11 protein-coding genes are annotated in these 14,103 nt (G+C 62.9%); 7 read left to right on the top strand and 4 right to left on the bottom strand.

All coding sequences use genetic code 11. The features are described 5' to 3' along the window. Positions 1–53 precede the first annotated feature (53 nt). The 5 genes from AC1DD7_RS14135 to cycA all read left to right on the top strand — a co-directional run bounded on the left by AC1DD7_RS14135 (position 54) and on the right by cycA (position 3,907). The gene (locus AC1DD7_RS14135; RefSeq protein ID WP_431117042.1) at positions 54–383 is read left to right on the top strand and encodes a PadR family transcriptional regulator; all 330 of its coding nucleotides are present in this window, start codon (positions 54–56) and stop codon (positions 381–383) included. Between the two features lies 1 nt (position 384). Next, positions 385–750 carry a DUF1048 domain-containing protein gene (locus tag AC1DD7_RS14130; RefSeq protein ID WP_442004484.1) on the top strand — a complete coding sequence of 122 codons (366 nt, stop codon included), beginning with the start codon at positions 385–387 and terminating at the stop codon, positions 748–750. After that, positions 747–1,526 carry an ABC transporter ATP-binding protein gene (locus tag AC1DD7_RS14125; RefSeq protein ID WP_477515475.1) on the top strand — a complete coding sequence of 260 codons (780 nt, stop codon included), beginning with the start codon at positions 747–749 and terminating at the stop codon, positions 1,524–1,526. The genes AC1DD7_RS14130 and AC1DD7_RS14125 overlap by 4 nt, the downstream gene beginning before the upstream one ends. Continuing rightward, on the top strand, positions 1,523–2,284 hold the full coding sequence (locus AC1DD7_RS14120; RefSeq protein WP_477515474.1) for an ABC transporter permease: 762 nt from the start codon (positions 1,523–1,525) through the stop codon (positions 2,282–2,284). Before AC1DD7_RS14125 ends, AC1DD7_RS14120 begins: the two co-directional genes overlap by 4 nt. Before the next feature lie 162 nt (positions 2,285–2,446). Then, positions 2,447–3,907, top strand: coding sequence for a D-serine/D-alanine/glycine transporter (gene cycA / locus AC1DD7_RS14115; RefSeq protein WP_477515473.1), 1,461 nt, complete (start codon positions 2,447–2,449; stop codon positions 3,905–3,907). Between the two features lie 228 nt (positions 3,908–4,135). Here cycA and AC1DD7_RS14110 read toward each other — a convergent pair whose 3' ends face one another. The 3 genes from AC1DD7_RS14110 to AC1DD7_RS14100 all read right to left on the bottom strand — a co-directional run bounded on the left by AC1DD7_RS14110 (position 4,136) and on the right by AC1DD7_RS14100 (position 8,089). Next, positions 4,136–5,284 (bottom strand): mannitol-1-phosphate 5-dehydrogenase, encoded by a 1,149-nt coding sequence (locus tag AC1DD7_RS14110; protein ID WP_477515472.1) that lies wholly within the window; start codon positions 5,282–5,284, stop codon positions 4,136–4,138. Then, positions 5,284–7,302, bottom strand: coding sequence for a PTS mannitol transporter subunit IICBA (locus tag AC1DD7_RS14105; protein ID WP_477515471.1), 2,019 nt, complete (start codon positions 7,300–7,302; stop codon positions 5,284–5,286). Before AC1DD7_RS14105 ends, AC1DD7_RS14110 begins: the two co-directional genes overlap by 1 nt. 64 nt (positions 7,303–7,366) lie before the next feature. Next, positions 7,367–8,089, bottom strand: coding sequence for a TetR/AcrR family transcriptional regulator (locus AC1DD7_RS14100; protein ID WP_477515470.1), 723 nt, complete (start codon positions 8,087–8,089; stop codon positions 7,367–7,369). 129 nt (positions 8,090–8,218) lie between these two features. Here AC1DD7_RS14100 and ptsP point away from each other — a divergent pair, with 129 nt between their 5' ends. Both ptsP and AC1DD7_RS14090 read left to right on the top strand, forming a co-directional pair. Next, positions 8,219–9,919 (top strand): phosphoenolpyruvate--protein phosphotransferase, encoded by a 1,701-nt coding sequence (ptsP, locus tag AC1DD7_RS14095; protein ID WP_477515469.1) that lies wholly within the window; start codon positions 8,219–8,221, stop codon positions 9,917–9,919. A gap of 29 nt (positions 9,920–9,948) precedes the next feature. After that, positions 9,949–10,227, top strand: a complete 279-nt coding sequence (locus AC1DD7_RS14090; RefSeq protein WP_216926282.1) for an HPr family phosphocarrier protein — start codon at positions 9,949–9,951, stop codon at positions 10,225–10,227. Between the two features lie 137 nt (positions 10,228–10,364). Here the strand turns inward: AC1DD7_RS14090 and AC1DD7_RS14085 are convergent, their stop codons facing one another. Next, positions 10,365–14,042, bottom strand: coding sequence for a glycoside hydrolase family 32 protein (locus AC1DD7_RS14085; RefSeq protein ID WP_477515468.1), 3,678 nt, complete (start codon positions 14,040–14,042; stop codon positions 10,365–10,367). Positions 14,043–14,103: the final 61 nt, after the last annotated feature.

Genomic DNA, 14,103 nt, shown 5'->3' with positions numbered 1-14,103 from the left:
AGTTCTACTATGTAGCGGTAGCTAGTAATACTGAGAAGCGAGGGAGGTGTCCGATGGGCAAGCAGATGACGGAGATGCTCAAAGGCACATTGGAGGGCATCGTGCTGGCCCTCCTGACCGGAAAGGCAGCGTATGGATACGAGATCACCACGCTGCTCCGGGAGCAGGGCTTCACCGAGATCGCTGAGGGCACTGTGTACGCACTGCTCGTCAGGATCGAACAAAAGGGGCTGGTAGACGTCGAAAAGCGCCCGTCTGAAAAAGGACCACCCCGCAAGGTGTACACGCTCAACGCGCAGGGCAAAAACGAACTGGACGAATTCTGGAACACCTGGAGCTTCTTGTCCGAACGGCTTGAAGAACTCCGCAAGGAAGGAAACTGACATGGCAGCAAAATGGATCGAACTGGTGACCGGTTCGCTCGAACAGAAGAAGCAGTACAAGCAGGCCAAGGCGCGGCTGGATGCCTTGCCCGAGCCCTACCTCACGGTGGCCACGGCCTTCAACCGGTACCTCATGTACTACGGCGGGGTTACCGAAGGGGACACCATGGTGCAGATGTTCACGGACCTCGCAGATCTATGGGAACGCGCCGCCATCGACGGAACGCCCGTGAGCGGGATCGTCGGCGAAGATCCGATCGAGTTCGCCGAGGCTTTTGCCCAGGCCTACGGCGGAAAGCGCTGGATTGATAAGGAACGCGAGCGCCTCACGAAGGCTGTCGACAAAGCGAAGGAGGCTGAATCATGACTGCTACGGCAATCCGGGTAGAGGGCATCGAGAAGTCGTACAAGGATCTCCATGTTCTGCGCGGGGTGGATTTTGAGGTAGCGTCAGGCAGCATTTTTGCCCTGCTGGGCTCCAATGGAGCAGGGAAGACCACCATGGTGAAGATCCTGTCCACCCTGCTCAAAGCCGACGCCGGCGCTGCCGCCGTCGAGGGTTTTGATGTCGCCACCGAGTCGCTCCAGGTGAGGCAGTCCATCAGCCTCACGGGGCAGTTCGCGGCAGTGGATGAAGTCCTGTCCGGCAAGGAGAACCTGATCCTGGTGGCGAAACTGCGTCACCTGAAAAACCCGGGCAGGATCGCAGATGAGTTGCTGGCGCAGTTCAGCCTCAGCGATGCGGGCTCCCGCAAAGTGGCGACGTACTCCGGCGGCATGCGTCGCCGTCTGGACATCGCCATGAGCCTGATCGGCAACCCGAAGGTGATCTTCCTGGACGAACCGACCACCGGCCTGGACCCCGAAGCCCGCCTCGAGGTGTGGCACATCGTGAAGAACCTCGCGAACCGAGGGACCACGGTCCTGCTCACCACCCAGTACCTGGATGAAGCTGAGCAACTCGCGGACCGAATTGCGATCCTTCATGAGGGCCGCATTATCGCGAACGGGACCCTCGCCGAGCTCAAGCAGCTGCTTCCGCCGGCCAAGATCGAGTACGTCGAGAAGCAGCCGAGCCTGGAGGACATCTTCCTCGCCTTGGTTGGCACTGGTAACAACGAGTCAGTAAAGGACAGGTCATGAGCACCCACTTCTTCGCCGACACATCCGTGCTGCTGGGCCGCTCAATGCGGCACATCTTCCGCAGCGTGGACACCATCATCACCACTGCGATCACCCCGATCGCCCTCATGCTGTTGTTTGTCTACGTATTCGGCGGCGCCATCAGGACCGATACGGACAACTACGTGAATTACCTCTTGCCGGGCATCATGCTGATCGCCATCGCGTCCGGCATCGCCTACACGGCAGTCCGGTTGTTCACGGATATGCAGAGCGGTATCTTCGAGCGGTTCCAGTCCATGCCGATCGCACGCTCTTCGGTTCTGTGGGCCCACGTCCTCACGTCGCTGGTAGCCAATGGGCTCTCGCTGGTGATCATCGTCCTGGTGGCGCTCCTCATGGGATTCCGCACCTCGGCCAACGTGCTGGATTGGCTGGCCATTGCGGGGATCCTGGCCCTCTTCACCTTGGCACTCACATGGATCGCCATCATCGCCGGCCTCTCGGCGAAGTCCGTGGACGGCGCCGGCGGGTTCTCCTACCCGCTGATCTTCCTGCCGTTCATCAGCTCGGCCTTCGTCCCGACGGAAACCATGCCCGGCCCGGTCCGCTGGTTCGCCGAGAACCAGCCGGTCACGTCCATCGTGAACACCATCCAGGATCTGTTCGCGCAGCGCCCCGTTGGCGGCGACATCTGGGTTGCACTGGCCTGGTGCCTGGGGATCCTCGTGCTCGCCTACGCTTTCGCGGCGGCAGCGTATCGGCGGCAGCTCGCCTAAGGACGGCGTTTGAACCAGGCCTAAGCTCCCCCGTTTTCCACAGGGGAGCTTTCGCCGTGAGAGCCGATTAGCCATTGGTCAGACATTAGCTATAGCTTTATCGAAACAGATTTGTAACGGCCGTCACCATTTTGGTGGGCTCTTCGAAGGGTTCTTGAACTAATGTCCGATCAGACAACACAGGCGCAGACCGGCGTCTCCAGCAGGGACAGCGAGCCCCACCTGTCACGCTCGCTCAGCAACCGCCACATCCAGCTCCTTGCCATCGGCGGGGCCATCGGAACCGGCCTCTTCATGGGCTCGGGCAAAACCATCTCCGTGGCCGGGCCCTCCGTGATTTTCGTGTACATGATCATCGGCTTCATGCTCTTCTTCGTCATGCGCGCCATGGGCCAACTCCTGTTGTCCAACCTGAACTACAAGTCCTTCAGCGACTTCGCCGGCGATCTCCTTGGCCCGTGGGCAGGCTTCTTCACCGGCTGGACCTACTGGTTCTGCTGGGTGGTCACCGGTGTTGCGGATGTTATCGCCATTGCCGGCTATGCCAATGAGCTGTGGCCAGGCGTTCAGCTGTGGGTCCCGGGAATTGCGACCATCATCATCCTGCTCCTCCTGAACCTCCCCACCGTGAAGGCATTCGGCGAGACCGAGTTCTGGTTCGCACTCATCAAGATCGTTGCAATCGTCGCGCTGATCGTCGTCGGCCTGGTCATGATCTTCACCGGCTTCCAATCCAACGCAGGCACCGCCAGCTTCACCAACCTCTGGAGCCATGGCGGGTTCTTCCCCAAGGAATTCATGGGCTTCGTGGCCGGCTTCCAGATCGCTGTCTTCGCATTCGTGGGCATCGAGCTGGTGGGCACCGCCGCTGCAGAAACCAAAAACCCGGAGCACAACCTGCCCCGCGCCATCAACGCCATCCCGCTGCGTGTCATGCTCTTCTACGTAGGCGCCCTCATCATCCTCATGTCCGTCACCCCGTGGACCGAGTTCAAGGCAGGACACAGCCCGTTCATCGCCATGTTCTCCCTGGCAGGCCTCGGCATGGCGGCAACCGTGGTCAATCTCGTGGTGCTCACATCGGCCATGTCATCGGCCAACTCGGGCATCTACTCGACCTCGCGCATGGTGTTCGGCCTGGCCAACGATGGCGACGCACCCAAGGTCTTCGGCCGGCTCTCCAGCCGCAAAGTACCCCAGAACGCACTGTTCCTGTCCTGCGTCCTGCTGCTGGCCGGCGTCGTACTCCTCTACGCAGGCAAGGACGTCGGCGCGGCGTTCGACATGGTGACCACGGTGTCCGCGGTCTGCTTCATGTTCGTCTGGTCCATCATCCTTGCCAGCTACCTCGTGTACCGCAAGCGCCGTCCCGAGCAGCACGCGGCGTCACCGTTCAAGATGCCCGGCGGCATTCCGATGGTGTGGGTGGTGTTCGCCTTCTTCGCGTTCCTGGTCTGGGCCCTCACCACGCAGCCGGACACCCTCACCGCCCTGCTGGTGACGCCTATCTGGTTCGCGGTTCTTGGCATCGCTTACGCCGTGGTCCGCAAATCACCGCTGCACCAGGCGCGCGTGGCGGAATGTAAGGCGATGGCGGAAGCCGAAACGGCGGCAGCGCGCTAACCCCTCCCGACGTTCTCTCACATCCCGCGGGTTTTTGGGCGACCTTCTCTCACATCTCACGGGCTCGGGTGAGTTCATCGCGGCTGGGACGGATTGGTAGGAAAGCCTTCGACGTCGGCACCCAAGGCTGGGTGCCGACGTCGCGCTCTTATGTGAGAGAACGTCCGCCAAAAGGCTTCACGACGTGAGAGAACGTCCGCCAAAACGCCGCAGGATGTGAGAGAAGAGTCAAGCTTCGGCTTTGCGGTCCTCGATGAGTTTCTGGAGGGCCGGGAACAGCGGGTGCGATGGCGGAAGTTCGGTGATGCGTTCGACGGCGGCAGCCGCGTCCAGCTCGGAGAGCATGTTTGCGAGTTCCACGGCTTCGTCGTCGGATCCGTCGTCGAAACGAAGGGCGGCCGACATCGCCTCCAGCAACGCGACCGGAGCTACACCACGCTCGGCGAGCTCAGCCGCTGGGCCGACAAACCGCTCGTGCCGGCCAAGTTTTCGCAGTGGTGCCCGGCCGACGCGAACTACCGTATCCGGTAGGTACGGGTTGCTGAAGCGGGACAGGATCTTCTGCACATACGCTTCCTGCTCGGCCTCCACGAATCCGTGCTTGGCCACCAGCAGTTCCTTGGTCTCCTCCAGGACAGCCCTGACCTTCGCCGCCACGGAAGGATCGGCCATGGCCTCGGAGATCTTTTCCAGGCCTGCTGCGTAGCCGAAGTACGCAGCCGAAGCATGCCCGGTATTCACCGTGAACAGCTTGCGCTCGATGTACGGGCCAAGCTCGTCCACGAAAGTGGCTCCAGGAATGACGGGGACGTGATCACCGAACGGCGTGCGGTCGATGACCCATTCGTAGAACGTCTCCACCGTGACATCCAGGCCTTGGCCCGGCTCCTGATTCGGGACAATGCGGTCCACTGCCGTATTCGCAAAGACAGCCACTGAGTCCAAATCAGCCGCGGAGTCGTCCCAGGCCGCACGGACCTCCACTTCCAGGAGGTGCGTCGCGTTGATGGCGTTCTCGCACGCCATCACCTGCAACGGTGGCAACGAAGGCTCCCGTGCCGCCAGCCCACGTGCGATCACCGGTGCCACGAACTTCAGGATGTGTGGCCCCACCGCAGTGGTGACCACATCCGCCGTCGAAATTTCCTCAACAACGGCATCTTCCTGCGTACTCGAGTTCAGCGCACGGAACCCGTCCACGGTTTTGACCGCAGGGTTCTCGCCCACCTCATGGACGTCGTAGCTGCTGGCGGAGGCGAGCTGGCTGATCAGTGCATCCGCAACATCCGCGAACACCACCTCGTAGCCGGCTTCGTGCAGCATCAGCCCCACGAAGCCGCGTCCGATGTTGCCTGCCCCAAAATGGACTGCCTTCACTATGCGTTGACCTTTCCGAACAGCTCCAGCACTTCCTCAACCGTGGTTGCTTCCTCCAACTGGGCCACCTGGGCCTTGTCGGTGAAGATCTTGGCGATCGAGGACAGGATGTGGAGGTGCTCATTGTTGAGGCCAGCGACGCCGACCACGAACTTCACTTGCTTGCCGCCCCAGTCGATGCCCTCGGGGTACCGAATGATGGAAACTGCGGAGTGCCGGATGTGCTCCTTGGCATCGTTGGTGCCGTGCGGGATCGCCAGGAAGCTGCCCATGTACGTGGACACTGATTCCTCGCGTTCGTGCATGGCGTGCACGTAGCTGACATCCACGGCGCCGCGGTCCAGCAGGAGCTGCCCGGCTTCGTCGATCGCAGCATCACGGTCGTGCGCCATTCCGTTCAGCACAACGCTTTCGGGGAGCAGTACTTCCTTACTCCCGACGGCGGGAGCCGGTTGCGCGGCATGCGCACCGTGCGTGGCGGCTGCTGTTGCTTCCACAGCTCCGTCGGCGGACGCGGCGGCCGGGCCTTCGGTGTTACTCGTCTTGACCAGCTCAACGATTTCGTCGTACTTCGGGCTGTTCATGAAGTTGTCCACCGAGTAGTGCACCGCGCTGGCCGTCCTCGGCTGGGCGCGTTCGGTAAGGTCTTCGTGGGTAACGACGACGTCGTAGGTATCGCTCAGGTTGGCGATGGCCGAGTTGGTGACCTTGACGCCGGGGAAGCCAGCGGCCTTGATCTTGTTGCGCAAGACCGAGGCACCCATGGCGCTGGAGCCCATGCCGGCGTCGCAGGCGAACACGATGTTCTGGACCGGGCGGGTAAGGACGGTGCCGCTGCGATCGCTTGTCCGGTCGCCCACCAGGGCCGATGATATGGAGCTCTTCTTGCCCTTCATGGCTTCCATGCGGGATGTGGCTTCGGAGAGATCGTCCTCGCCCTTGTTCTTGGAGGTGCGCAGGATCAGTGAAGCAATCAGGAAGGAAACTGTGGCGGCGAGAATTACCGCCAGAATCACGCCAACGTAGCTGTCACGCGACGTCTGGGCAATGACCGCAATGATGGAACCCGGGGCAGCAGGAGCCACGAGACCGGAGTTGGTGATTGCCAGTGTTGCGATGCCCGTCATGCCGCCGCCGATGGCAGCGAGGATCAGGATCGGCTTCATCAGGACGTACGGGAAGTAGATCTCGTGGATGCCACCGAAGAAGTGGATGATCGCTGCGCCTGGTGCCGAAGCCTTTGCTGCGCCACGGCCGAAGAACATGTAGGCCAGCAGGATGCCGAGGCCCGGGCCGGGGTTGGCCTCAAGCAGAAACAGGATGGACTTGCCGTGATCCAGGGACTGCTGAATGCCCAGTGGGGTCAGGACGCCGTGGTTGATGGCGTTGTTGAGGAAGAGAACCTTTGCCGGCTCAATGAAGATGCTGGTCAGTGGGAGCAAGCCATTGTTGACCAGGAACTGGACCACCGTTCCAGCGCCGTCGGTGAAGATCTTGACGATGTATGAGAGGCCGTAAAAGCCACCCAATGCCAGTGCTGCGCCCCAGATACCGGCGGAAAAGTTGTTCACCAGCATTTCGAAGCCGGGACGGATCTTGCCATCCCAGAGTCGGTCAAGCTGCTTGATGGTCCAGCCACCCAGCGGACCCATGATCATGGCGCCAATGAACATCGGAGAGCTTGTACCCGCGATGACACCCATGGTGGCAATGGCACCAACCACGCCGCCCCGGACGTCGTAGACCATCCGACCACCCGTATAGGCAATCAGCAGGGGCAACAGGTACTTGACCATGGGGCCAACGAGGCCCGGGTTGGTGACCCCCTCAGCGTTGGTCCCGAAACCGCCAAGTTCCGCGACTGGAATCCAGCCTTCCTTAATAAAGAGGGCCGTGATGAGGCCCCAGGCGATGAAGGCGCCAATGTTGGGCATGATCATGCCGGACAGGAATGTTCCGAACTTTTGGACGCCAACGCGCAGGCTGGTGCGGGGCTTCGCAACGGTCTCTGTTGCCATGTGAATTCCTAACGTGTGTCCCGCAGCGGCGCGGGGTCAGTCGATATAGATCGAGAGAGCAGCCTTAGGAGCTGCTGGAAATGCGATGAAGCCACTCAAGGAAGAGCTTCAATTCAGAGCTGGAAAGTTGGTCCGAATGCGAGGCCTGCAGTGCCGCATTCAGGGCGATTGCCGCAACAACCACAGAGGACTTACCGGAGTCCTCCGCTGCGGCGCCACGGGCGGTATCCGTGGAGACGGCGAAAATCATGGAATCCCGGGTCATCGTTGAGAGCTCGAGGTTCCGTTCTTCCACCGGTTCGGCGATGAGCATGAGCGTTACACCCACGTTGGCCGCGAGGATGCTTCGTGCCGCTTCACGGGGCGGCACGTTGACCTGACCGGCAATAGCGGCCTCGTTCAGCATTTCTTCCAGAAGCACTTCAGCATCGGCCACGATTGCTGGACGGCTTTCCGGCCTGATATTGCCGAACATCACCAGATACAGGTGGGGTTGGCTCAGCCCGAACTGGACGTGGTTGTCCCACATCCGCCGGACATCTTCCAAGGGCTCCCCGGACGGAGCAAAATCCCGCTCCCCCGCCACATACTCTTCAAAGCCGGCGGAAACGACGGCGTCGAACAGTCCTTCTTTGTCTCCAAAGTGGTGGTAGAGGGTCGGGGCCGTAACCCCGGCCAACGCTGTGATCTGGCGCGTAGAGACTGCTGACCCTTCCGAATTTGCCAACAATTCAGCAGCTGCACGGAGCAACCGAACTTTTGGCGGAAGCTGGTCATCGAAACTCATAACCGCTACCCTAGCACCTATAGCGTTGCTATATGAAGTGGCTCACAACAGAATTTTGTAGGCTAGTTTCGCAGGCTCGTGGTGCCGTTGCCGGTGGGTCTGAACCAACACGCAGGAACAGAGGATTCAGTGCAGAATTTCCAAGGAGTAGGGGTAAGCCCTGGCCGCATCATTGGTTCCGTCCGCCAGATGCCCAAACCGGTGAGTGAACCGCCGTCGGGCGAGCGGTTGGCCGCAGACGTCAGTCCGGAGGACGCCGTCGCGGGCTTGAAAGCCGCAGCGCAAGCCGTCCATGACGAGCTCAAGGGGCGCGCGGATTCTGCCTCCGGCGACGGTAAGGCCGTCCTCGAGGCCACCGCGCTCATGGCCAAGGACACCATGCTCCTGAAATCGGCTGCCAAGCTCATCAACGCAGGCTCGTCCGCGGAACGGGCCATCTGGGAAGCCGGCGCCTCCGTTTCCGAAATGCTGCACAACCTGGGCGGCTACATGGCCGAACGCGCTACGGACGTCCTGGACGTGCGCGCCCGCATTGTGGCGGAGCTGCGGGGCGTCCCCGCGCCAGGCATCCCGTCGTCGGAGATGCCCTTCATTTTGCTGGCGGAAGACCTCGCACCGGCGGATACCGCCACCCTTGATCCCGAGAAGGTGCTGGCCTTGGTGACCTCGGGCGGCGGACCGCAGTCGCACACGGCGATCATCGCCCGCTCGCTGGGGTTGCCGGCGGTGGTTGCGGCTCATGGCGTGGATTCTGTTGCAGATGGCAGCGAGGTCTACGTGGACGGGGCAGCAGGCCTGGTAGTTGTCTCTCCCTCGGAGGAGCAGCGCGCTGCCGCAACGGCTTGGGCGGAAACGTCCGCAACACTGACCGCCTTCGACGGAAACGGCACGACGGCGGACGGCCACTTGGTCCCGCTCCTCGCCAACGTGGGTGGAGCCAAGGATGCGGTCGCCGCAGCTGGCCTCGGCGCCCAAGGTGTTGGCCTGTTCCGCACCGAGTTCTGCTTCCTCGAGCGCGATACCGAGCCCTCCGTCGACGAACAAGCCGCAGCGTACAAGGCTGTGTTTGATGCGTTCCCGGGTAAGAAAGTAGTGCTGCGGACCCTCGACGCCGGCGCGGACAAGCCCCTCCCCTTCCTCACGGACGCCACCGAACCCAACCCTGCCCTTGGTGTTCGCGGCTACCGGACAGACTTCACCACGCCGGGCGTTTTGGAGCGTCAACTGGAAGCAATTGCCCGGGCCGCTGCTGACTCCGAGGCCGACGTCTGGGTCATGGCCCCGATGATCTCCACGGCCGCCGAAGCCGGACGGTTCGCCTCATTGTGTGCTGCTGCCGGCATCCAAACCCCGGGCGTCATGGTGGAAGTTCCCTCGGCTGCTTTGACCGCCGCCTCCGTGCTCCGGGAAGTTGGCTTTGCTTCACTGGGCACCAACGACCTCACCCAGTACGCCATGGCCGCCGACCGCCAACTCGGGCCCCTCGCGGAACTGAACACTCCGTGGCAGCCCGCCGTCCTGAGGCTGGTGCAGCTCACAGTGGAAGGTGCAGGGCAGGAAGCGTCCGGCCGGGAAGGCGACAGCAAACCCGTGGGCGTCTGTGGCGAGGCAGCCGCGGACCCGGCCCTCGCCGTCGTACTTACCGGACTCGGCGTCAGCACACTGTCCATGACCGCGCGCTCGCTGGCCGCCGTCGGGACTGTGCTGAAGACCGTCACCCTGGAGCAGGCACAGGAACTCGCCCGGCTGGCCCTCACTGCGCCGAGCGCCACCGAGGCCCGCGAATGGGTCCGGGCCAAGCTCCCTGTGCTCGAAGAGCTCGGCCTTTAATTTTCACTTCCGACCTTTAGGAGAAACCCATGCCCGAACGCACAGCCACCATCGCCAGCCGCTCCGGCCTGCACGCCCGGCCCGCCGCCTTGTTCGCCGAAGCGGCAGGTGAGCAGCCGGTGGAAGTCACCATTGCCATGCAGGGCGAACCCGCCGACGAAGCCCTCGACGCCGCCAGCATCCTTTCGCTCATGACGCTCGGTGCCGCTAAGGGCGACGTCGTCGTGCTGCGGGCCGAGGGCGACGGCGCCGACGCTGCCCTGGACGCGCTGGTGGCGTTGCTGGAGACGGATCTGGACGCGGTGTAGTTCTTCGTTGGCGGGCCTGGCTGGGCGGCTTGCCTGCCCTGGTTGCCCGATTCGATGACGCGCTGCGGACCATGCCGTGCGCACGGCACGGTCTGCAGCGAGTCATCGAATCGGACTCGCCGGTCTGAGCGCCAGGCCTACGGCAGCGCTGTCAGCAGCACGTCCTGGTAGGCAGCACGTCCATCGAACACGTTGACCCCCACCCTGCCGGAGGCCAGCGCGGAGTCCGTCACGTCAATCAGCTCGGCCCCATCCACGGACACCGTGATCCTGTTGCCAACAGCTGACGTGTCCAGGGCATAGCTCACCCCGTGGCTCAAGGCCGCCGGAACGCTCGCGAGCACCGTAAACAGGCCGTTGTTCAGCGAGAACACCCGCGCCACACGGAGATTCGGGTCCAGATTCACGTAATAGGCGCTGGACCAATCGGCAGAGGATCTCAGCAACACCGAGCCCGCGCCGCCATAGCCCTTTTCCGGAGCAAGGTCCCGGTTCAGCATCCCGCCTGCAAAGGCCTCACCGCCGAATCGCACCGTTGCTTGCACCCGCACATTGGTGAACGCGGCTGCGCTCATGGCCGTCGAATCTCTGTCGAACGTACCTGCCAGGCCTGCGCCTGTGCCCTCCCACTTGCCGCCCGGGACCACTGAATATGTGCCGAGGTTGTGGCGAGCCGTCCCGCCCGCAGCGGACAAAACGTTCGACGGCGGCGCAGTAGTCAGGCGGGCCGTGTCGCTGAGCTGGTGTACTTTGACGGACACCAGCCGGGCATTCCCTCCGGTGGCTGTGAAGGACAGGCCTGTGGAGGAAGGGTCAGGAAAGATCAGCGAAGTGATGGCCGCTGTACCGTCCCCACCGAAGACTTCCACCGAGGATGCGTCCACCAGAATTCGGAGCTTCACGCGTCGCTCGGATCCCACCAGTATGGAACTCCACGGTGCTGTCGAATTGTCGGTCGCCGAGGACGCGAAGTACCGGGTGAAGTCCTCCCGTCCGGCAGTACCGCGGTCCACGGTGAGTGCGGCAGCGCCGGCGTCGAACTTTACTGTTGTCTCTTGGGCGGGTGCCTCCTGAGCGCCAGTTGATCCGGTCCCTTTCCGCAGCCCGAACGCGAAGGAAGTGGCACCTCCGGAAGAAGGAATCCCAACCTCCGCCTCGAGCTCGAAAGATCCGCCCGAAGCATCAGCGAGCGCGTTCGCGGAGCTCGTCGTCACAGTGACGTCGGAGGCCTGCCAGGTTGACGTCCGCAGGGACTCTTCCTCCACAACCGGAGCCTGCGTCAGCCGGAGCCCGGTGCCGGGAATGTCAGCGAGTTTGAGCTCGCGCGGGATGGACAATTGCCCGTTCCAGCGGCCTGTGGGCGGGCTGAACGCGTAGTCCCAGTTGCTCATCCAACCCATCATGATGCGTCGGCCATCGGGCGCGCCGAAGAAGCTCATCGCTGCGTAGTAGTCCCTGCCGTGGTCAGCCTGCAATACCTGCGAAGCGGGAGTGTCGGGGGTAAATGCAGTACCGTTCCACGTGCCACTCACGTATTGCGCCGCGGAGCCGTTGGTAGAGCGGACCGCTCCAGTACTCCACCACAGCACCCAGCGCTTAACGCCGGACTGTCCCTCCACAGGCATTTCGAAGAAGTCCGGGCATTCCCACACTCCCCCGCGGACCCACTCGCCGTAGCCGAAGGTGCTGGAGAACGTCCAATGGATGAGATCTGTGGAGGAGTAGAAGCGGATGTGGTCGCCCGCCGCCACCACCATCACCCATTTACTGGAGGCCGCATCCCAGGTGACCTTCGGATCCCTGAAGTCCCACCCGCCGTCGGGTCCTCCCGGGTTTTCCACCACCGGAGCGGCTTGCACTGTCTGCCAGGTGCGCCCTTTGTCCTTGCTATAGGCGGCGCGGACGGACTGGTTTCCATTCCACGCATCGTGGTTGAAGCTGGTGTAGTAGGCGATGAGCCCGGATCCGCCGTCGAACAGGCCGCTGGAATCGGAGGCGTCCACCACCGCCGAGCCAGACCACGACTCCCCCGCCGCCATGTGCGGCAGGGCGATGGGCAGTTGCTTCCAGTGCATCAGGTCTGTGCTGACGGCATGCGCCCAGCGTCCTCGGTCTTGGTGGAAGAGATGAAATTCGCCATCAAAAAAGACCAGTCCGTTGGGGTCGGAGCTGTTCCCGGAGTTCTGACTGTAGTGGTAGCCGGGCTGGTAGAGGCCGTTCATATACTGATCTACATCGTCTGCACGGACGTTCTGGAACCAAGCCGTTCCGGTGGTCAGCAGGGCGAAACCTTCCCCGGATGAGGTAGGAACCGCTCCATTTAGCACGGGCGTGCCATTAATCACCACAGACGCTTCGCTGCCCTGGACAGTGAGCTGGACGCGGTTGAGTTGACCGGCTTTGAAGCTTGTGGAGGGAAGGTTGCCAGAATGCAGCAACGCCGAGGGTGCCCGGTTGTACAGCTTCGCCGTTCCCGCCCCGGGATCGATCCGGAGTTCGATGCCGCCGGTGCCGTCGGCAGCGCTGCGGACCACCACTGACGCGGTGGCCGGGGAGGTGACAGTCAGGTCCAACGAGGCAACGACGTCGGACGCCACCGCCGGGATGAACCGCGCAGCGGTGCCGCTCGCCGCGAAACCGCGGAGTCCCTTGGCATCGGGCTCCCACGAGCCGGAGCCAACGCGCCAACCCTGCAATGAAGTCTCAAGTCCTCGAAGCGTCATGCTCTGGAACACCGCGGTGCCATTGAAGGAACCCAGCCCGACATGACCGGAAGCGTGGGCGGAATCCGTGGCGGTAATAGCCGGGTTGGCGCCGTTCGGGTCCAGGAAGTCGGTCTGCCAGTAGACGGCCAACTGGTTACCGAGCGCGGTGACCCGAAGACGATAGACCTGGCCGACTGTGATGGTAGTGGTGAACGTCCCCAGCGTGGCGTTGTCCGAGACCCTGTAGAGGCGCAAACGTCCGGCGTTCGGGTCCACCTCGGCCGCGTAACCCGATGAGCCCGAGGCGTTGGTGCGGAACAGTGCCGTCCCCACGCCGTATTGTGAGGCGACCTGAATGTCTGTGGAAAAGTCGACGTCGGTTGGTGACTGCCCCGTCGCGATGGCCCGGATGTTGCTGTTCGACGGCGCGACACCGCGGAAGCCGGTGGCCGAGGCCTGCCAGCCCGTGCCCGTTACGGCCCAGCCGCTGACGTTGGTATCAATCGTCCGCACGCCGGGAGTGCCGAAAGATACAGTCCCGTTGAACGCGTGCAGGCCCACCCGGCCCGACTCGTAGCGGTAGTCCGTGGCGTCAATCCTGCTGATGCCATCGATCGCCACATAGATTCGCGGGCCGTCCACATGGACATCCACCGTGTAGGCCTGCCCTGAATTCAGTGGCAGGGACACCGGCGCAACCACGTCCTGTCCGGTTGCGAGGTCGAACAACCTCACGCGGTCCAGGTTGGGGTCGATCGCCGCGGCGTAACCCGCACCGGCGTCGGGAGTTGCGCGGAAGACAAGCGCCCCCACACCGTAGGGACTCCCGGCGTCGACCTTCACCGAGGCCGTATACCGGGCGGTTCCTGCAACCACTTGCTCGCTGGTGGCCGCCGCATTCTGGCCGGAAGGCGCGACGGCGGTGTACCCGCCCTGCACTGTCCGGGTCCACGAACCGCTGACTCCGACGACATCCGGAATGGGGCTCGTGGTGCTGTTGAGGGTGACCGGCGCGGGGTCGAGGGCCACCGCCGGAGCAGTGACCCCCGTCCCGGCCAAGCCAACACCAAGGACCGCGGCCGTGAGGCCGGCAACTATTCTCTTATTCATTCAGATCGCCTTTGATCTCAGGGGTGAGAGAGCGTTCGCCAAAACCTCCCATGACGTGAGA

The sequence above is a fragment of the Paenarthrobacter sp. 10L412 genome (assembly GCF_056395565.1).
This window is presented reverse-complemented; position numbering and strand designations above follow the sequence as displayed.

Coding starts and splice junctions, on each gene's coding strand:
- AC1DD7_RS14135 (WP_431117042.1), top strand. CDS start 54: ATGGGCAAGCAGATGACGGAGATGCTCAAAGGCACATTGGAGGGCATC.
- AC1DD7_RS14130 (WP_442004484.1), top strand. CDS start 385: ATGGCAGCAAAATGGATCGAACTGGTGACCGGTTCGCTCGAACAGAAG.
- AC1DD7_RS14125 (WP_477515475.1), top strand. CDS start 747: ATGACTGCTACGGCAATCCGGGTAGAGGGCATCGAGAAGTCGTACAAG.
- AC1DD7_RS14120 (WP_477515474.1), top strand. CDS start 1,523: ATGAGCACCCACTTCTTCGCCGACACATCCGTGCTGCTGGGCCGCTCA.
- cycA (WP_477515473.1), top strand. CDS start 2,447: ATGTCCGATCAGACAACACAGGCGCAGACCGGCGTCTCCAGCAGGGAC.
- AC1DD7_RS14105 (WP_477515471.1), bottom strand. CDS start 7,302: ATGGCAACAGAGACCGTTGCGAAGCCCCGCACCAGCCTGCGCGTTGGC.
- AC1DD7_RS14100 (WP_477515470.1), bottom strand. CDS start 8,089: ATGAGTTTCGATGACCAGCTTCCGCCAAAAGTTCGGTTGCTCCGTGCA.
- AC1DD7_RS14090 (WP_216926282.1), top strand. CDS start 9,949: ATGCCCGAACGCACAGCCACCATCGCCAGCCGCTCCGGCCTGCACGCC.
- AC1DD7_RS14085 (WP_477515468.1), bottom strand. CDS start 14,042: ATGAATAAGAGAATAGTTGCCGGCCTCACGGCCGCGGTCCTTGGTGTT.